1 protein-coding gene (cut by a window edge) is annotated in these 21,621 nt (G+C 75.0%); it reads left to right on the top strand.

Going from position 1 to position 21,621, the window contains the following annotated elements; translation table 11 throughout:
• Positions 1-21,621 carry the 3' portion of a type I polyketide synthase gene (locus tag JNO44_RS00530; protein WP_205360356.1) on the top strand. It extends 6,882 nt beyond the left edge of the window, so 21,621 of the gene's 28,503 nt are visible here — the last part of the coding sequence; its start codon lies beyond the left edge, outside the window; its stop codon occupies positions 21,619-21,621.

Genomic DNA, 21,621 nt, shown 5'->3' with positions numbered 1-21,621 from the left:
CGCGACGAACTGCTGCGCGCGCTGGCCGACCTGGCCGCCGACCGGCCCACCCCCGCAGTCACCGAGGGCGAGATCGGCGGCGCGGGCAAGCTGACCGTGCTGTTCGCCGGCCAGGGCAGCCAGCGCCCCGGCGCCGGCCGTGAACTCGCCGCCCGCTTCCCCGCGTTCGCCCAGGCCCTCGACGAGGTGACCGCGGCCCTCGACCCGCACCTGGACCGCCCCCTCAAGGACGTCCTGTTCGCCCCGGAGGACAGCCCCGAGGCGGCGCTGCTGGACCGCACCGAGTGGACCCAGCCGGCCCTGTTCGCCATCGAGGTCGCGCTCTACCGGCTGCTGCGGACCTGGGGGATACGCCCCGACGTCCTGCTCGGCCACTCGGTCGGCGAGATCGCCGCCGCGCACGTCGCGGGCGTCCTCCCGCTCCCCGACGCGGCCCGCCTGGTCGCCGCACGGGCGCGGCTGATGCAGGAACTGCCCGCCGGCGGCGCGATGTTCTCCCTGGAAGCCACCGAGGACGAGGTCGCCCCGCTGCTCGCCGGCCGCGAGCACGAGGTGTCCCTCGCCGCCGTCAACGGCCCCCGCGCCGTCGTCGTCGCCGGCGACCTGACCGCGACCGAGGAGATCGCCGCCCACTTCGCCGCGCAGGGCCGCAAGACCAAGCGCCTGAAGGTCAGCCACGCCTTCCACTCGCCGCTGATGGAGCCCGCGCTGGACGGCCTGCGCGAGGTCGCCGAGCAGCTCACCTACGGCGCACCGGAGGTCACCGTCATCTCCGGCCTCACCGGCCGGGCCGCCACCGAAGAGGAACTGCGCTCCGCCGACTACTGGGTCGCGCACGCCCGCGGCACCGTCCGCTTCGCCGACACGGTGCGCGCCGCACACGCCTGCGGATCCGGCACCTTCCTCGAACTCGGCCCCGACAGCGCGCTGTCGGCCCCCGCCCACGACACCCTGGGCGACGACACCACGGCGGACTTCGTCCCGCTGCTGCGCGCCGGGCGCGACGAGGAGCGCTGTGCGGCCACCGCACTGGCCCGCCTGCACGTGCGCGGAGTCACCGTGGACTGGTCCGCGTACCTCGCCGGCACCGGTGCACGCACGGTCGATCTGCCCACCTACGCCTTCCAGCACGAGCGCTACTGGCCCGAGCCGGCCCCGGCCCGCCTCGCGCAGGCCGCCGCCGACCCCGCGGACGCCGAGCTGTGGGGCGCCGTCGAACGGGGCGACGCGGCCGAACTGGCCGCCCTCCTCGGGTTGCGCGACGAACAGCACGCCTCTCTGTACGCGCTGCTGCCCGCGCTGTCCTCCTGGCGCCAGCACCGGCACGAGAAGGCGCTGCTGGACTCCACCCGCTACCAGGTCGCCTGGCGCCCCGTGACGGCCGCCGCCGCGCCCGTACTCGACGGCACCTGGCTGCTCGTCACCGCCGACGGCATCGACAGCGACGAGCTCCTGCACGCGCTGCGCGGCCACGGCGCCCAGTTCGAGACCCTCGTCCTGGACGACGCCTGCCGCGACCGCGCCGAACTCGCCGCCCGGCTCCACGCCGCAACCGCCGAGGGCGGCGCCTGCTCCGGCATCCTGTCCCTGCTCCCGCTCGCCGACCGGCCCGGCACCGAGGCCGGCGCCGAGCCGCCCACCGGGCTCGCGCTGAGCCTGGTCCTGACCCAGGCGCTGGTCGACTCCGACCTCGCCGCCCCGCTGTGGACCCTGACCCGCGGCGCCGTCACCACCGGCTCCGACGACCCGCTCACCAACCCCCTCCAGGCAGCGGTCTGGGGACTGGGCCGGGTCGCCGCCCTGGAGCACCCACAGCTGTGGAGCGGCCTGATCGACCTGCCGGCCGCCCTCGACGCACCCGCCACCCAGCACCTGGTCAGCGCGCTGGCCGCACAGGGCGGCGAGGACCAGATCGCCATCCGGGCCACCGGAGCGCTCGGCCGGCGCCTGGTGCGCCACCCGCAGGCCGAACTGCCGCCCGCCGACGCCTTCACCGCGCCGCACGGCACCGTGCTCGTCACCGGCGGCACCGGAGCGCTCGGCGCCGAGGTGGCCCGCTGGCTGGCCCGCAGCGGCGCCGACCACCTCCTCCTCACCAGCCGCCGCGGCCCCGACGCCCCGGGAGCCGCCGAACTCGCCGCCGAAATCGAGGAGTTGGGGGCCGAGGTCACCATCGCGGCCTGCGACACCGCCGACCGCGGCGCGCTGGCCGCGCTCCTGGCCGCCGTCCCCGCGGAGCACCCGCTGACCGGCGTCGTGCACGCCGCCGGCGTCGGCCAGAACGCCGCCCTCACCGAGACCCCCCTGGACGTCGCCGCGGAGGCGATGGCCGCCAAGATGCTCGGCGCCGCCCACCTCGACAGCCTCCTGGACGGCCACGACCTGGACTTCTTCATCCTGGTCTCCTCGATCGCCGGAGTGTGGGGCAGCGCCGGACAGAGCGCCTACGCCGCCGCCAACGCCTACCTCGACGCCCTGGCCGAGCACCGCGCGGCCCGCGGCCTGCCCGCCACCTCCGTGGCCTGGGGCCCCTGGGCCGAGGCCGGAATGGCCACCCACGAGGCCATCACCGACGAACTGCACAAGCGCGGACTGCGCTTCCTCGCCCCCGCGAACGCCCTCACCGAACTGCGGCGCGCCGTCGTCCACCAGGACGTCACGGTCACGGTCGCCGACATCGACTGGGAGCGCTACCACCCCGTCTTCACCGCCACCCGCCCGAGCCCCCTCTTCGACGAACTGGCCGAGATCCAGGCCCTCGCACGCGCCGAGGACACGAGCGCCGCGCCCGAGTTCGCCGCGCGCCTGCGGGGCCTCGACGAGGACGAGCAGACCCGGCTGCTGGCCGACCTGGTGCGGGCCGAGGCGGCCATCGCCCTCGGCCACGACTCGTCGGACGCCATCCCGGAGCGGCGGGCCTTCCGCGACGCCGGCTTCGACTCGCTGACCGCCGTGGAACTGCGCAAGCGGTTGGCCGCCCTCACGGGTCTGGCCCTGCCCGCCACCCTCGTCTTCGACTACCCGACCCCCGCCGTCCTCGCCCGCCACCTGCGCGAGGAACTCCTCGGCACCGGCGGCCACGCGGCCGCGACCGTGGTCGCCGCGCCGGGGGCCTTCGACGAGCCCATCGCCATCGTCGGCATGAGCTGCCGCTTCCCCGGCGGCGTCCGTTCCCCGCGACACCTGTGGGACCTGGTCAGCGAAGGCGTGGACGCCATCTCCGACTTCCCCGTCAACCGCGGCTGGAACACCGACCTCTACCACCCCGACCCGGACAACCCCGGCACGACCTACTCCACCCAGGGCGGCTTCCTCCACGACGCGGGGGAGTTCGACGCCACCTTCTTCGGCATCTCGCCGCGCGAAGCGCTGTCGATGGACCCCCAGCAGCGGCTGCTGCTGGAAACCACCTGGGAGGCGTTCGAGCACGCCGGCATCGACCCCACCACCGTCCACGGCACCCCGACCGGAACCTTCATCGGCTCCACCTACCAGGAGTACGGACTCGGCATCGAGGACGGCTCCGCCGGCCACCTGGTGACCGGCACCAGCCCCAGCGTGCTCTCCGGTCGCCTGGCCTACCTCTTCGGCCTCGAAGGACCGGCGGTCACCGTCGACACCGCCTGCTCCTCCTCCCTGGTCGCCCTGCACCTGGCCTGCCAGTCCCTGCGCAACGGCGAGAGCTCCCTGGCCCTGGCCGGCGGCGCGACCGTGATGACCAACCCCAACCCGTTCGTCGCCTTCAGTCGGCAGCGGGCCCTGGCCGGCGACGGCCGCTGCAAGGCGTTCTCCGACGGCGCCGACGGCATGACCCTCGCCGAAGGCGTCGGCATACTCGTCCTGGAGCGCCTCTCCGACGCCCAGCGCAACGGACACGAGATCCTCGCCGTCGTCCGCGGCTCGGCCATCAACCAGGACGGCGCCTCCAACGGCCTGTCCGCCCCCAACGGCCCCTCCCAGCAGCGCGTCATCCGCCAGGCCCTGGCCAACTCGGGACTGGCCCCGAAGGACATCGACGCGGTCGAGGCGCACGGCACCGGCACCGCGCTCGGCGACCCCATCGAGGCCCAGGCCCTGTTCGCCACCTACGGCCAGGACCGCGACCCGCAGCACCCGCTGCTGCTGGGCTCGGTGAAGTCCAACATCGGCCACACCCAGTCGGCGGCCGGCGTCGCCGGCGTCATCAAGATGGTCCTGGCCCTGCGCCGGGGAGCGCTGCCGCGCACCCTGCACGCGGACACCCCCTCCAGCCACATCGACTGGACCCCCGGCACCGTCGCCCTGCTGCACGAACCCGCCGACTGGCCCGAGGGCGAACGCCCGCGCCGCTGCGCGGTCTCCTCCTTCGGCATCAGCGGGACCAACGCCCACACCATCCTCGAAGAGGCCCCCCGCCCGCAGGAGGCGGCCGCCGAACGGCCGGTGCCCCCGGCCGGCGACGCCATCCCCTGGATACTGTCCGCCCGCACCCCGGGCGCGCTGCGCGCCCAGGCCACCCAGCTCGCCGCCCACCTCGACGACGAACCGACCCCCGACGCCCTCGACGTCGGCCACTCCCTGGTGACCGCACGCACCGTCTTCGACCACCGCGCCGTCGTCGTCGGCACCGACGACCTGACCCGGCGCGCGGCCCTCGACGCCCTCGCCACCGGCGGCTCCGCGCCCGGCGTCGTCCAGGGCACGGCGGACATCGACGGCAGGACCGTCTTCGTCTTCCCCGGCCAGGGCTCCCAGTGGGTCGGCATGGGAGCGCGGCTCCTCGACGAGTCGCCGGCCTTCGCCGAGCGCCTGACCGAGTGCGCCGCGGCCCTCTCGGAGTTCACCGACTGGTCGCTGCTGGACGTCCTGCGACAGGCACCGGGCGCACCGACGCTGGAGCGCGTCGACGTCGTCCAGCCCGCCTCCTTCGCCGTCATGGTCTCGCTGGCCGCACTGTGGACCTCCTACGGCATCACCCCCGACGCGGTGGTCGGCCACTCGCAGGGCGAGATCGCCGCGGCGGCCGTCGCCGGGGCACTCTCCCTGGAGGACGCGGCCCGCGTCGTCGCGCTCCGCAGCCAGGCCATCGCCCGCGGACTGGCCGGATCCGGCGGCATGCTGTCCGTCCCGCTGCCCGCCGCCGACGTCGAAGTGCGCCTGGCCGCCTACGAGGACCTGTCGATCGCCGCGGTCAACGGCCCCGGGGCCACCGTCGTCTCGGGCGCCGTCGCCCCGCTGGAGGCACTCCAGGCCGCACTGGTCGCCGAGGACGTCCGCGCCAAGCGCATCGCCGTGGACTACGCCTCGCACTCCGCGCAGGTCGAGCGGGTCCGGGAGGAACTGCACACCGTCCTGGCCCCGGTCCGCCCGCGCCCGGCACAGGTGCCGTTCTTCTCCACCGTCACCGGCGACTGGCTCGACACCACCACCATGGACGCCGACTACTGGTACACCAACCTGCGCCAGACCGTCCGCTTCCAACCCGCCATCCGCGAACTCCTCGCCCAGGAGCACCGCTTCTTCATCGAGGTCAGTTCGCACCCCGTACTCGCCATGGGCGTCCAGGCGACCGCCGAGGAAGCCGGCGGCACGGCCGCGGTGCTCGGCACGCTCCGGCGCGACGCGGGCGGCACCGACCGCTTCCTGACGTCCCTGGCCGAAGCCTTCGTCCGGGGCGCGGGCGCCGACTGGTCCGCCGTCTTCGCCGACACCGGCGCCCGCCGGGTGCCGCTGCCCACCTACGCCTTCCAGCGCGAACAGCTGTGGGCGATCCCCGACCGGTCCTCGGATCGGCCCGAAGCCGACCCGGTGGACGCGGAGTTCTGGACGGCGGTGGAAGAGGCCGACGTCGACTCCCTCGCCTCCCGCCTGCGCCTGGACCGCGCCGCCCTGGAGCCCGTCCTCCCGGCCCTGTCCGACTGGCGCCGGCGCCGGCGCGACCTGGCGGCCGTCGACACCTGGCGCTACCGCGCCACCTGGCAGCCGCTGACCGCACTGCCCACGGCGGCGCTGACGGGCACCTGGCTCGTCGTCACCTCCGAGGGCACCGCCGGCGACGACCTCACCGGCGCCCTCGCCACACACGGCGCCGACACCCGGACCCTCGTCCTGGACGACGCCTGCACGGACCGCGCGACGCTGGCCGCGCGCCTGGCCGACCTCGACGGCACCGCGGACCTCGCGGGCGTGGTGTCCCTGCTGGCCGCCGCCGACGGGCCGAGCCCGCACCACCCGGCGCTGCGCCGCGCAACGGCCCTGACCGTCGCGCTCGTGCAGGCGCTCGGCGACGCCGGAATCGACGCGCCGCTGTGGTGCCTGACCCAGGGCGCCGTCTCCACCGGCCGGGCCGACCGGCTCACCCACCCCGACCAGGCCCAGATCCTCGGCCTCGGTTGGACCGCCGCCCTCGAACACCCCCAGCGCTGGGGCGGCCTGGTCGACCTGCCCGAGGAACTGGACCGGCGGGCCGCCGAGCGCCTGGCCGCGGTCCTGACCGGCCGCACCGGCGAGGACCAACTCGCCGTCCGTGCCTCGGGCGTCCTCGCCCGCCGCGTCGTGCGCGCCACCCCCGCGGACTCCGCTCCGGCCCGTCCCTGGACGGCGCGGGGCACCACCCTGGTCACCGGTGGCACCGGCACCCTCGCCCCGCACCTGGCCCGCTGGCTCGCCCGGCAGGGCGCCGAACACGTCGTGCTCACCAGCCGCCGCGGCCCGGCGGCCCCCGGATCCGACGAACTCGTCCGCGAACTGGCCGAGTTGGGCTGCGAGGCAAGCGTCGTCGCCTGTGATCTGACCGACCGCGACGCGGTCGCCGGGATGCTCGACACGCTGGCGGCCGAGGGCCGCACCGTACGCACCGTCGTGCACACCGCCGTCACCATCGAGCTGGCGACGCTGGACGAGACGACCCTCGACGACTTCGCGAAGGTGATGGACGCCAAGGTCAACGGCGCCCGGCACCTGGACGAACTCCTCGGCGACGACCTCGACGCCTTCGTCCTGTACTCCTCCACCGCCGGTATGTGGGGCAGCGGCGCCCACGCCGCCTACGTCGCCGGCAACGCCCACCTCAACGCCCTGGCCGAACACCGCCGCGCCCGCGGTGCCCGGGCCACCGCCGTCTCCTGGGGCATCTGGGCCGACGACCTCAAGCTCGGCCGCGTCGACCCCGGCCAGATCCGCCGCAGCGGACTGGTCTTCATGGACCCCGAACTGGCCCTCACCGGCCTGCGCCAGGCCCTCGACGACGACGAGACGCACCTGGCCGTCGCCGACGTGGACTGGGAGCGCTACTACCCCGTCTACACCTCCGCGCGTCCCACCCGGCTCTTCGACGACCTGCCCGAAGTCCAGCGGCTCACGGAGAACACCGGCCAGACCGCGGAGTCCGGCAGCGAGTTCGCCGACCGGCTGCGCGGGCTGGCCACCGTCGAGCAGGACCGGCTCCTGCTGGACCTCGTCCGCGGCGAGGCCGCCACCGCGCTCGGCCACGCCTCACCCGACGTGCTCTCCGAACGACGCGCCTTCCGCGACGTCGGCTTCGACTCGCTGACCGCCGTCGACCTGCGCAACCGGATCGCCGCCGTGACCGGGCTCGCCCTGCCGAGCACCATGGTCTTCGACCACCCCAACCCGCTCGCACTCGTCGCCTTCCTGCGCGAGTCCCTCGCCGGGTCCGCCACCGGCACCGCCGCTCCGACCACGTACACCGCCGCTGCCGACGACGAGCCCATCGCCATCATCGGCATGAGCTGCCGCTACCCCGGCGGCGTCGGCTCACCGGAGGACCTGTGGCGGCTGGTCGCCGAAGGGGGCGACGCCACCGGCGAGTTCCCCACCGACCGCGGCTGGGACGCCGAGGGCCTCTACGACCCCGACCCCGACCGGTCCGGCCACACCTACTCGACCCGGGGCGGCTTCCTCCACGAGGCCGCCGACTTCGACGCCTCCTTCTTCGGCATCTCGCCCCGCGAGGCGCTGGCCATGGACCCCCAGCAGCGGCTGCTGCTGGAGACCTCCTGGGAAGCCATGGAGCGTGCCGGGATCGACCCCGCCACCCTGCGCGGCAGCAGCACCGGCACCTTCATCGGCGCCAGCTACCAGGACTACGGAGCCACCGGCGCGAGCCCGGAAGGCGCCGAAGGACACCTGATCACCGGCACCATCTCCAGCGTCCTGTCCGGCCGGCTCTCCTACACCTACGGCTTCGAGGGCCCGGCCGTCTCCCTCGACACCGCCTGCTCCTCCTCCCTCGTCGCCCTGCACCTGGCCTGCCAGTCCCTGCGCAACGGCGAGAGCTCCCTGGCCCTCGCGGGCGGCGTCAGCATCATGTCCACCCCCGGCGCGTTCGTCGGCTTCAGCCGCCAGCGCGCGATGGCGCCCGACGGCCGCTGCAAGGCGTACTCCGACCAGGCCGACGGCATGAGCCTGGCCGAAGGCGTCGGCCTGGTCCTCGTCGAACGGCTCTCCGACGCCCGCCGCAACGGGCACCGGGTCCTGGCCGTCATCCGGGGCTCCGCCGTCAACCAGGACGGCGCGTCCAACGGCCTGACCGCCCCCAACGGCCCGTCCCAGCAGCGCGTCATCGGCCAGGCCCTGGCCAACGCCAAGGTGGAGCCCGACAGCATCGACGTCGTCGACGGTCACGGCACCGGCACCGCCCTCGGCGACCCCATCGAGGCGCAGGCCCTGCTGGCCACCTACGGCCAGGGCCGCGACCCGCAGCACCCGCTGCTGCTGGGCTCGGTGAAGTCCAACATCGGCCACACCCAGATGGCGTCCGGCGTCGCCAGCGTCATCAAGATGGTCATGGCCATGCGCCACGGCACCGTGCCGCGGAGCCTGCACATCGACCGGCCCTCCTCGCACGTCGACTGGAGCTCCGGCGCCCTCCACCTGCTCACCGAGCCGCTGCCCTGGCCGAGCACCTCACACCCGCGCCGCGCGGGCGTCTCCTCCTTCGGGCTCAGCGGCACCAACGTCCACACCATCCTCGAACAGGCCCCGGAGGACAGCCCCGAGGACACCACCGACACCGCACCGGCCCGCCCGGTCGATGCCACCCCCGTGCCGGTGCTCCTGTCGGGACACACCGAAGCGGCCCTGCGCGCCCAGGCCGGGCGGCTCCTGACCCACCTCGCCGACCACCCCGACCTTCCGCTCACCGACCTCGCCTTCTCCCTCGCCACCTCCCGGGGCGCCCTGGAGCACCGCGCGGCCGTCGTCACCGACGACCCCGACGCGCTCACCCGCGCCCTGACCGCGCTGCGCGACGCGACCCCCGACGCCGGGCCGCTCACCGGCCGCCCGGACCACGGCCGGCTGGCCTTCCTCTTCACCGGCCAGGGCAGCCAGCGCCCCGGCATGGGCCGCGAGCTCTACGACCACCACCCGGTCTACGCCCAGGCACTGGACGCCGTACTGACCCGCTTCGACCTCGAACTCGACCGTCCGCTGCGGGAGATCCTCCTCGCCGCCCCGGGCTCGCCCGAGGCCGCGCTGCTGGACGACACCCGCTACACCCAGCCCGCCCTCTTCGCCCTCGAAGTGGCCCTGTTCCGCCTCGCCGAGTCCTGGGGCCTGCGCCCCGACTACGTCGCGGGCCACTCCATCGGCGAGTTCGCCGCCGCACACGCCGCCGGAGTCCTCTCCCTGGAGGACGCCTGCACCCTGGTCGCCGCCCGCGGCCGGTTGATGGCCGCACTGCCCACGGGCGGCGCCATGGCCTCCGTCGAAGCCACCGAGGACGAAGTGACGGCCGTGCTCTCCCCGTACGAGGGACGGGCCGCGGTCGCCGCCGTCAACACCCCGACCTCCCTGGTCGTCTCGGGCGACGAGGACGCGGTGCTCGCCGTCGCCGCGCACTTCGCGGAGCGGGGCCGCCGCACCAAGCGGCTGCGCGTCAGCCACGCCTTCCACTCACCGCACATGGACCCGATGCTGGCGGACTTCGCCCGCGCCGTCCGCTCCGTCACCTGCCACGCACCCACCGTGCCACTGGTGTCCACCGTCACCGGCACGCTCCTCACGCACGAGGAACTCGCCGCGCCGGAGTACTGGACCGGGCAGGTACGCGGCACCGTCCGCTTCGCCGACGCCGTCCGGCACCTCACCGAGCACGGCGTGACGACCTTCTTCGAGCTCGGCCCGGACGCCGTGCTCAGCGGCGCGGTCCGCGAGGGCACCGACGAACAGACCCGTGCCACCGCCGTCCCGGCACTGCGCCGGGACCGGCCCGAGGCCCCCGCACTGACCACGGCACTGGCCCAACTCCACCTGCACGGAGCGCAGGTCGACTGGAACGCCGTGTTCGCCGGCAGCGGAGCCCGCCCGATCGACCTGCCCACCTACCCCTTCCAGCGCGAGCGCTACTGGCCCGAGGCGACCACCGAGAGCGCCGCACCCGCCCACCCCGCCGACGCGGCGGACGCGGACTTCTGGTCGGCCGTCGAGCGGGCGGACCTGGCGTCCCTGGGATCGTCGCTGGACCTGGACGACGACACCCTCACCGCCGTCGTGCCCGCCCTCTCCTCCTGGCGGCGCCGCAGCCGGGAGCGCTCCACCGTCGACGGCTGGCGCTACCGGACCACCTGGAAGCGCCTCACCGGCCCGGCCGCCGCACGGCCCGCCGGGACCTGGCTGGTGCTCGCACCGGCCGACGGCGAGTCGGCGTGGCTCGACCCGGTCGCCGACGTCCTGGGCACCGACGCCGTACGGCTTCTCGTCACCGCCCCACAGCGCCAGGACCTGACCGAACGCCTGACCCAACTGGTCGACGAGCACGGCGCGTTCGCGGGCGTGCTGTCCCTGCTGGCCACGGCTGGCGACGGCACCGAGAGCACCGCCGACGCCACCACCGCGGGCCTGCTGCTGACGGCAACCGCCTTCCAGGCCCTGGGCGACGCGGGCATCGAGGCACCCCTGTGGTGCGTGACCCGCACCGCCGTGGCCGTGGACCGCACCGAACACCCGGCCCGCCCCGCCCAGTCCGCCGTCTGGGGCCTGGGCAGAGTGGCCGCACTGGAGCACCCGCAACGCTGGGGCGGCCTGATCGACCTGCCCGACGCGCTCGACGACGGCACCCTGCGCCGCCTGGCCGCCGTCCTCACCGACAGTGCCGGCGAGGACCAGATCGCCGTGCGCACCACCGCGGCCTTCGCCCGCCGGCTGGCCCACCACCGGGCCGCACCGGCCCCCGAGGCGGGCACGTTCAGCCCCACCGGCACCGTGCTCGTCACCGGTGGCACCGGCGCCCTCGGCGGCCACGTCGCCCGATGGCTGGCCGAGGCCGGCGCCCCGCGCCTGCTGCTGGTCAGCCGCCGCGGCGCCGACGCCCCCGGTGCCGCCGAACTCGTCGCGGACCTCGAAAACGCGGGAGCCGAGGTCACCCTCGCGGCCTGCGACACCGCGGACCGCGACGCGCTCACCGCCGTACTGGCCGCGATCCCCGACGCGCACCCGCTCACCGCCGTGTTCCACACCGCCGGCACCGTCGACGACGGCACCCTGGACACACTCACCCCCGAGCAGTTCGCCACCGTCCTGCGCGCCAAGGTCACCGCCACGCTCAACCTGCACGAGGCGACCCGCGACCGGGAACTGAGCGCGTTCGTGCTCTTCTCCTCCGTCGCCGGCACCCTCGGCGCACCCGGCCAGGGCAACTACGCGGCCGCCAACGCCTTCCTCGACGCCTTCGCCGAACAGCGCCGCGCCCACGGCCTGCCCGCCACCTCGGTGGCCTGGGGCCCCTGGGCCGAGACCGGCATGGCGGCCGACGGCACCGGCGTCCAGGAACGGATCCGCCGCGGCGGCTTCGCCCCCCTGCCACCCCGCCTCGCCCTCACCGCCCTGCGGCGGGCGATCGAGCACGGCACCCCCACGCTGACCGTCGCGGACATCGACTGGTCGCGCTACGCGGAGGTGTTCACCGCACTGCGCCCCAGCCCCCTCGTCGGCGACCTGCCCGCACTGCAGCGGGCCACCCCGACCGCCGGGACACCGCAGGCCACCCTGCAGGAACCGGCCCTGCGCCAGCGGCTCGCCGGACTCTCCCCGGCCGCGCGCCCGAGCTTCGTCCTGGACCTGGTGCGCACCCGGGTGGCGGCGGTCCTCGGGCACTCCGGCACCTCGGACATCGGCGCCGACCGCGCCTTCAGCGACCTCGGCTTCGACTCGCTGACCACCGTGGAGCTGCGCAACACCCTCACGGCCACCACCGGTCTGAAACTGCCCGCGACCCTCGTCTACGACTACCCGACCCCGACCGCACTCGCCGACTTCCTGCTCGCCGAACTCCTCGGCACACTGCCCGCGTCGGACATCGACACCCCGGCTCCGGCCGGCCGCGCGGCGGACGACGACCCCATCGTCGTCGTCGGCATGAACTGCCGCTTCCCCGGCGGCGTCCGGTCCCCCGAGGACCTCTGGCGACTGCTGAGCCGCGGCGAGGACGCGATCAGCGGCTTCCCCGCGGACCGCGGCTGGGACCTCGACGCGCTCGCCCAGGGCGCCTCCGCCACCCTCGAAGGCGGCTTCCTGGACGGCGTCGGCCTCTTCGACGCCGGCTTCTTCGGCATCTCGCCCCGCGAGGCGCTGGCCATGGACCCCCAGCAGCGACTTCTGCTGGAGACCTCGTGGGAGGCGTTCGAGCGCGCCGGCATCGACGCCACCACCCTGCGCGGCAGCCGCACCGGCGTGTTCGTCGGCACCAACGGCCAGGACTACGCCACGCTCCTGCGCCAGGGCACCGGCACCGCCGACCTCCGTGGCCACGTCGCCACCGGCAACACCGCCAGCGTCATGTCCGGCCGTCTGTCCTACGCCTTCGGCCTGGAGGGCCCGGCCGTCACCGTCGACACCGCCTGCTCCTCCGCGCTGGTCGCCCTGCACATGGCCGCCAACGCGCTGCGCAACGGCGAGTGCACCCTCGCCCTGGCCGGCGGTGTCTCGGTGATGTCCAGCCCCGGCTCCTTCACCGAGTTCACCGTCCAGGGCGGACTGGCCCCCGACGGACGCTGCAAGCCCTTCGCCGACGCGGCCGACGGCACCAGCTGGTCCGAGGGCGTGGGCGTCCTCGTCCTGGAACGGCTGTCCGACGCCCGCCGCAACGGCCATGACATATGGGGCATCGTGCGCGGCACCGCCGTCAACCAGGACGGCGCCTCCAACGGGCTGACCGCGCCCAGCGGACGGGCCCAGCAGCGCGCCATCCGCCAGGCCCTCGCCGACGCCCGCCTCACCCCCGCCGACGTCGACGTCGTCGAGGCCCACGGCACCGGCACCACCCTCGGCGACCCCATCGAGGCCGGCGCCCTCATGGCCGCCTACGGGCAGGACAGGCAGCACCCGCTGCTGCTCGGCGCCGTCAAGTCCAACCTGGGCCACACCCAGGCCGCCGCCGGCGTCGCCGGCACCATCAAGGTGCTCCTGGCGATGCGCCACGGCGTGCTGCCCAAGACCCTGCACATCGACGCCCCGTCCTCGCACGTCGACTGGAGCGACGGCACGGTCGCGCTCGTCACCGAGCAGCAGGAGTGGCCCGAGACCGGGCACGCCCGACGGGCCGGTGTCTCCGCCTTCGGCGTCAGCGGCACCAACGCGCACGTCATCCTCGAACAGGCACCGGACACCGAGGAACCGGTGGCACCGGAACCCACCGCGGCGGCGCCGGGCCTCGTGCCCTGGCCGGTGTCGGGCAAGACCGCGGCCGCACTGACGGCACAGATCGAGCGGATCTCGGCCCTGACCGACGCGTCACCGCTCGACGTGGGCCACTCCCTCGCCACCGGCCGTTCCGCGTTCGCCCACCGCGCGGTCCTCACCGCCGACGCGGCGGGCGTACGGGAACTCGCCCGCGGTGTCGCCCAGGAGACCGACGGGAAGCTGGCCGTGCTGTTCTCCGGCCAGGGCGCCCAGCGGGTCGGCATGGGCCGGGAGCTGTACGGCAGGTTCCCGGTGTTCGCGGCGGCGCTGGACGAGGTGCTGGCGCACTTCGAGACCGGGGCCGTGACGGAGCCCCCGTTGCGGGAGGTGATGTTCGGCGGGGCGGAGGGCCTGGACGAGACCGGGTTCACCCAGCCCGCGTTGTTCGCCATCGAGGTGGCGCTGTTCCGGCTCGCCGAGTCCCTCGGCGTCCGGCCGGACTTCGTGGCCGGGCACTCGATCGGCGAGATCGCGGCCGCGCATATCGCGGGGGTGTTCTCACTCGCGGACGCCTGCGCGCTGGTGGCGGCCCGGGCGCGCTTGATGCAGGCGCTGCCGACCGGCGGGGCGATGGTGGCCGTCCAGGCCGCCGAGAACGAGGTCGGGCCTCGGCTGGTCGACGGGGTGTCGATCGCGGCGGTCAACGGCCCCGAGGCGGTCGTCCTCGCCGGCGCCGAGGCCGAAGTGCTGCGGATCGCCGGCGAGTTGGCCGACGAAGGACGCAAGACACAGCGCCTCGCGGTGAGCCATGCCTTCCATTCGCCGTTGATGGAGCCGATGCTGGAGGAGTTCCGGCGGGTGGCCGATGGCCTGTCGTACGAGGCTCCCCGGATCCCGCTCGTGTCCAACGTGACCGGGCGACTCGCCGCCGAGGAACTGCTGTGCTCGCCCGGGTACTGGGTGCGGCACGTACGGGAGACGGTGCGGTTCGCGGACGGCGTGCGAACGCTGGCCGCCGAAGGCGCCGCGGTCTTCCTGGAGCTGGGCCCGGACGGGGTGCTGACCGCGATGGCCCAGCACACCCTCGACGCGACCGCGACCGTCGTGCCGATGCTGCGCAAGGACCGGCCCGAGGAGACCGCGCTGCTCACCGCGCTCGCCCACCTGTATGTCGTGGGCGTCGGGGTGGACTGGTCGGAAATCTTCGCCGGCACCGGCGCCCGCCGCACCGACCTGCCCACCTACCCCTTCCAACAGCAGTGGTTCTGGCCGGAGGCCGGGGCGGCCGAGCCCCGTCAGGACGGCCCGCAGGACTCCGTGGACGCCGAGTTCTGGGACGCCGTGGAGCGCGCGGACCTCCCGTCGCTCTCGGACGGCCTCGAACTGGACGACGCCGCACTGTCGGCCCTCGTGCCCGCCCTGTCCGCCTGGCGCCGCAAGCGCGTCGAACGTTCGACCGTCGACGGCTGGCGCTACCGGGTGACCTTCACCCCGCTGGCCGGCACCGCACCGGGCACCCTCACCGGACGGTGGCTGGCGCTCGTCCCGACGGGCGGCACCGCCGACGTGTGGACCGCCACCGTCCTCGCTGCCCTCGGCGAGTCGGCCGTCATCGTCGAGACCGACCCGACCGACCGTGCCGCACTCGGCGGGACGCTCGCCGAACTCGCCGCAGACGACACCGAGTTCACGGGTGTGGTCTCGCTGCTCGCGGCCCCGTTCACCGACGCCGTCCCCGCCGGACCGGCCTGGCCGAACGAGGCGGTGGCGGCACTGGCGGACGCCGGAATCGACGCCCCGCTGTGGTGCGTCACCCGCGACGCGGTGACGGTGGGCCGCGCGGAGACCCAGGTCAGCCCCGCCCAGGCGACGGTCTGGGGAATCGGCAGGGTCGCCGCCCTGGACCACCCCGACCACTGGGGCGGCCTGGTCGACGTGCCGCAGGTGCTCGACCGGCGCTCGGCCGAAAGGCTCCGCGCCGTCCTCACGGGCATCGGCGACGAGGACCAGGTGGCACTGCGGCCCTCCGGTCTCTTCGGACGACGGCTGGTGCGCGCCGCGCACGACGGCACCACGACCCCGTGGCGCCCGACCGGCACGGTCCTGATCGTCGGCCCGGCGGCCGGCGCCGGCGGACACTGCGCCCGCTGGCTCGCCGAGCAGGGCGCCCAGCACCTGCTGCTGGCCGACCCCACCGCACCGGACACGGCACCGGCGCGCGCCGAACTCGACGACCTGGCCGTACCGGTGACGGTCCTCGACTGCGCCCCGTCCGACGGTGAGGCGCTGCTGACCGCGCTCGCCGCGCTGCCGGCAGGGGCGCCCCTGACCGCCGTCGTGTACGCCGACGAGCCGTCCGACGCCGAGGAGCCCGACGCCGCACTGGCCGCGCTGCGCGCCGACGTGACGAACCTGGCCGAGGTGGCCGAGGCGGCCGCCGGCGACCGTCCCCTGGACGCGTTCGTCCTCTTCTCCTCGATCGCCGGGACCTGGGGTGCCGGTGGCCGGGCCGTCGAGGCCGCGGCCGGAGCCCAACTCGACGCCCTGACCGGCACGTTGCGCACCCGCGGGCTGCCTGCCGTGACGGTCGCCTGGGGCGGCTGGGCCGGCACCGCGTCCGACAGCCTGGCCGCCCACCTCAGGGCCAACGGGCTGCCGCCGATCGACCCCGCACGGGCCCTGACCGCGCTCGCCGGCTCGCTCGGCACCGACACCTCCTCGGTGACGGTCGCCGACGTCCGGTGGGACCGGTTCGCACCCGCCTTCACCCGCAACCGGCGCAGCGCCCTGTTCGCCGAGCTGCCCGAGGCCCGCGCGGCGCTGGCCCGGCCGGACACCACCGAGCCGGGCACCGCGGACACCGCGACCGGCCTGCGGGCCGAGCTCGCCGCCCGCCCGGACGCGGAACGCACCGAGGTCCTGTTGGCCCTCGTCCGTACCCAGGTCGCCGCGGTGCTCGGGTTCGCCGACGCCGACGCCGTACCCTCCGGCCAGCCGTTCCGGGACCTCGGCTTCGACTCGCTGACCGGCGTCGACCTGCGCAACCAGCTCACCACCGCGACCGGCCTGGCGCTGCCCGCGACCCTCGTCTTCGACTACCCCACCGCCGAGGCGCTCGCCGGCCACCTGCGGGCCGAGCTGCTCGGCGAGGAGACGCAGGAACTCCGCGTGGCGACGCGGGCGAAGGACTTCGACACCGCCGAGGACCCGGTCGTCATCGTCGGCATGAGCTGCCGCTACCCGGGCGGGGTCCGCTCGCCCGAGGACCTGTGGCAGCTGGTCATGGGCGAGGCCGACGCCATCGGCGGCTTCCCCACGGACCGCGGCTGGGATCTGGACCGGCTGCTGCACGGCGACCGGGACGGCCGCGGCCGGACCGTCACCGGCGAAGGCGGATTCCTCTACGACGTCGCGGACTTCGACCCCGGATTCTTCGGGATCTCACCGCGCGAGGCGATGGTGATGGACCCGCAGCAGCGCATCCTCCTGGAAGCCACCTGGGAGGCCCTGGAGCGCACCGGCATCGACCCCGCCCGGCTGCGGGGCGGCGACACCGGAGTGTTCATCGGCGGCGGATCGGGCGACTACCGGCCCGAGGCCGGCCAGCTCGGCCACGCGCAGACCGCGCAGTCGGCGAGCCTGCTCTCCGGCCGGGTGGCCTACCACTTCGGCCTCGAAGGTCCCTCCGTCAGCGTCGACACGGCCTGCTCGTCGTCCCTGGTGGCGCTCCACCTGGCGGCCCAGGCCCTGCGGGCGGGCGAGTGCTCGCTCGCGCTCACCGGCGGTGTGACCGTGATGTCCAGTCCGGTGAACTTCGTCGAGTTCGGCGAGATGGGAGCCCTCGCGACGGACGGCCGCTGCCGGCCCTTCGCATCCGCCGCGGGCGGCACCGGCTGGTCCGAGGGCGTGGGCGTCCTCGTCCTGGAACGGCTCTCGGACGCCCGCCGCAACGGGCACGAGATCCTCGCGGTGCTGCGCGGCTCGGCCGTCAACCAGGACGGCGCCAGCAACGGCCTCACCGCGCCCAACGGCCCCTCGCAGCGACGGGTCATCCAGCGGGCGCTGGCCAACGCGGGGCTGGCCCCGGCCGACGTGGACGCCGTGGAGGCACACGGCACCGGAACGACCCTGGGCGACCCCATCGAGGCGCAGGCGCTGCTGGCCACGTACGGGCAGGGCCGCGACCGTCAACTGCCGCTGCTGCTCGGGTCGGTGAAGTCCAACATCGGCCACACCCAGGCAGCCGCCGGCGTCGCCGGTGTGATCAAGATGGTGCTGGCGATGCGCCACGGCGTGCTGCCCAGGTCCCTGCACATCGACGAGCCCTCGGCGCACGTCGACTGGAGCGCCGGAGCCGTCGAACTGTTGGCGGAGGCGGCCGACTGGCCGCGTACCGGACGCCCGCGCCGGGCCGGAGTCTCGGCGTTCGGCGCCAGCGGCACCAACTCCCACGTGATCATCGAGCAGCCCGCGGAGATCCCGGCCGACGAGCCCACGCGCCCCCAGGGGGCGGGCGGCCCGCTGCCGGTCCCCGTGACGGGCACCGTGCCGGAAGCGCTGCGGGCCCAGGCCCGACAGCTGCACGCCTACGTGGCCGCCCGACCCGACCTCACGGTCGCCGAGTTGGCGCTGTCCACGGCCACCACCCGGTCGGCCTTCACCCACCGGGCCGCGGTCCTCGCCGACGACCGCGCGGCACTGCTCGCCGGCCTGGCCGCGCTCGCCGACGGACTCGACACCCCCCAGGTCCTGCACGGCCAGGCAGCGGAGCGCCGGGGCAAGCTCGCGGTGCTGTTCTCCGGCCAGGGCTCGCAGCGAGTGGGCATGGGACGGGAACTCCACGCCCGCTACCCGGTGTTCGCCGAGGCCCTCGACGCGGTCACGGCACGCCTGGACACGGAACTGGAACTCCCGCTGAGGGACGTCATGTTCGAGGACGCGGAGCGGCTGAACGAGACGCGCTTCACCCAGCCCGCACTGTTCGCCATCGAGGTGGCACTGTTCCGCCTGGTCGAATCCTGGGGCATCCGCCCGGACTTCACCGCCGGGCACTCCGTCGGCGAGATCGCCGCCGCGCACGTGGCCGGCGTCCTCTCCCTGGACGACGCATGCCGTCTGGTGGCCGCTCGGGCGCGGCTGATGAACGCCCTGCCCACGGGCGGCGCCATGGTCGCCGTACAGGCCACCGAGGAGGAGATCCGACCGCACCTGACCGACGGCGCGTCCCTCGCGGCGGTCAACGGACCGCGGTCGGTGGTCCTCTCCGGCGACGAGGACGTCGTGGTCGGCATCGCGGAGAAGCTCACCGCGGACGGGCGAAAGACTACGCGTTTGCGGGTGAGCCATGCGTTTCACTCCGTGCATATGGATGCCATGCTCCAGGACTTCCGACGCGTCGCCCGCAGCGTCGACTACCACGCCCCGGCGATCCCGATCGTGTCCAACGTGACCGGCGAGGTGGCCACCGAACAGCAGGTGTGCGACCCGGACTACTGGGTGCGCCACGTCCGTGAGGCGGTCCGCTTCGGCGACGGGGTGCGCACCCTGGCCGACCGCGGCGTGACCACCTTCCTGGAGCTCGGCCCCGACGGCACGCTCTGCGCCATGGCCCAGGACACCCTGGACACCCTGCCCGCGCAGCCGGTCACGCAGCCGGTCACCGTACCGGCGCTGCGCCGGGACCGCGGCGAACAGGAGTCCGTGGTCGGCGCTCTCGCCCGACTGTACGTCGACGGAGCCGCCCCCGACTGGGACGCCCTGTTCGACGGGACCGCGACCGCACCCCGCCGCACCGACCTGCCCACCTACCCCTTCCAGCACCAGCGGTACTGGCCGGCCACCCAGCCGGCCGCCGACCCCGTCGCGACGGGCGCTGCGGACGACGGCTTCTGGTCGGCGGTGCGCGAGGCCGACTTCGCCGCGCTGGAGACGACCCTGAACGTCGACGGCGACGCCCTGGCCAAGGTGCTGCCCGCGCTCGCGGACTGGCGCCGCCGCCGGGACGAGGAACACCTCGTCGACGGCTGGCGGCAGCAGATCACCTGGCAGCCGCTGACCCGGCGCCCCGGCCGCACCCCGGCCGGCACCTGGCTCGCCGTGCTGCCGGCCGGTCACCCCGACGACCCCTGGGCCGCCGACGCCGTCGCCGCCCTGGGCCCGGACACCGTATGCCTGGCAGCGCCCGGCCCCGACCGCGCGGCGCTGGCCGCACAGCTACGCCAACTGGCCGACGAAGGACACGAGTTCACCGGAGTGGTGTCCCTGCTCGCCCTCGCCTCCGCACCCGCACACGGTGCGGAAGCCCCCGAGGCACTGGCCCTGACCACCGCCCTGTTCCAGGCACTCGGCGACGCGGACCTCGCCGCACCCCTGTGGTGCGTCACCCGCGGCGCGGTCGCCACCACGCCCGCCGAGCCGGTACCCGGGCTCGCCCAGTCCGCCCTCTGGGGCCTGGGCCGGGTCGCCGCCCTGGAGCACCCGCAGCGCTGGGGCGGTCTGATCGACCTGCCCGACACGCTCGACGAGCGGTCCGCGGCCCGCTTCGCCGAAACCCTCGCGGCGCCCGGCGACGAGGACCAGATCGCGATCCGGCCCGCCGCCGTCCTCGGCCGCCGGCTGGTACCCGTACCGGCCGGAGCCGGCACGCAGGAGTGGAACCCCACCGGCACCGTCCTGATCACCGGCGGCACCGGAGCCCTGGGCGCCCACGTGGCACGCCGGCTCGCCGAGGCCGGCGCCCGGCACCTGCTGCTCGTCAGCCGCCGGGGCGCCGACGCCCCTGGCGCGGACGGACTGCGGGACGAACTCACCGCACTGGGCGCCGAGGTCATCCTCACCGCCTGCGACGCCGCCGACCGCGACGCGCTCGCCGAGGTGCTCGCCGCGATCCCCGACGAGGCCCCGCTGACCGGTGTGATCCACACCGCGGGCGTCCTGGACGACGGGATCCTCGACAGCCTCACCCCGGACCGCTACGAGGCCGTCTTCCACGCCAAGGCCGCCTCGGCCCTGGCCCTGCACGACCTCACCCGGGACCTGGACCTGGCCGTGTTCGCACTGTTCTCCTCGTCCTCCGGAGCGGTCGGCAACGCCGGCCAGGCCAACTACGCCGCCGCCAACGCCTACCTCGACGCGCTCGCCGAACGGCGCCGCGCCCAGGGCCTGGCCGCGACCTCGCTCGCCTGGGGCGTGTGGGGCGGCGACGGAATGGCCGCCGACCACCGGGCGGCGGAGGCGGCCCGGCGCACCGGAATCCGTCCGCTGGACCCGGACCTCGCCGTCGTGGCGCTGCGCCGGGCCGTCATGGACGGGCGGCCCACCGAGGTCGTCGCCGACATCGAACGCGACCGGTTCGTCCGATCCTTCACCGCCGTCCGGCCCAGCCCGCTGCTCGGCGAGCCGGCCGTCACCGAGCACCAGACGGACGGGGACACCGGCGAGGGCACCACCGGCGACGCACTGCGCGAGAAGCTCGCCGGCCTGTCGCCCGCCAAGCGCACCCGGGCCGTACTGGACCTGGTCCGCCGCCGGGCCGCGGCCGTGCTCGGACACCCCACCACCGACGCGGTGGGCGCCGACCGGGCCTTCCACGACCTCGGATTCGACTCCCTCAGCGCCGTCGAACTGCGCAACCAGCTCGGCGCCGCGACCGGACTGACCCTGACCGCCACGCTCGTCTTCGACCACCCCAACCCCGCCGAACTGGCGGTCCACCTCCTCGACCAGCTCGTCCCCGACCAGGAGCCGGGACAGGACACCGGCGACGACGCCCCGGACTCCGCCGGCATCCGGGCCCTGCTCGCCTCCGTCTCCCTGAACCAGCTGCGGGAGATCGGCGTACTCGAACCGCTGATGAAGCTGGCCGCGGAGCAGTCCGCGGCGGCGGGCGGCGAGGCCGCCCCCGAGACGGCAGCGGACGCCTACGACGAGTCGATCGACGCGATGGACGTCGCCGACCTGGTGCAGGCGGCACTAGAGCGCAACTCCTCCCAAGAGCGTTGA

Source organism: Streptomyces noursei, assembly GCF_016917755.1.
Taxonomy (GTDB): Bacteria; Actinomycetota; Actinomycetes; order Streptomycetales; family Streptomycetaceae; genus Streptomyces; species Streptomyces yunnanensis.
Note: the sequence above shows the minus strand (reverse complement) of the source record. Positions and strands in the feature narration are given on the sequence as shown.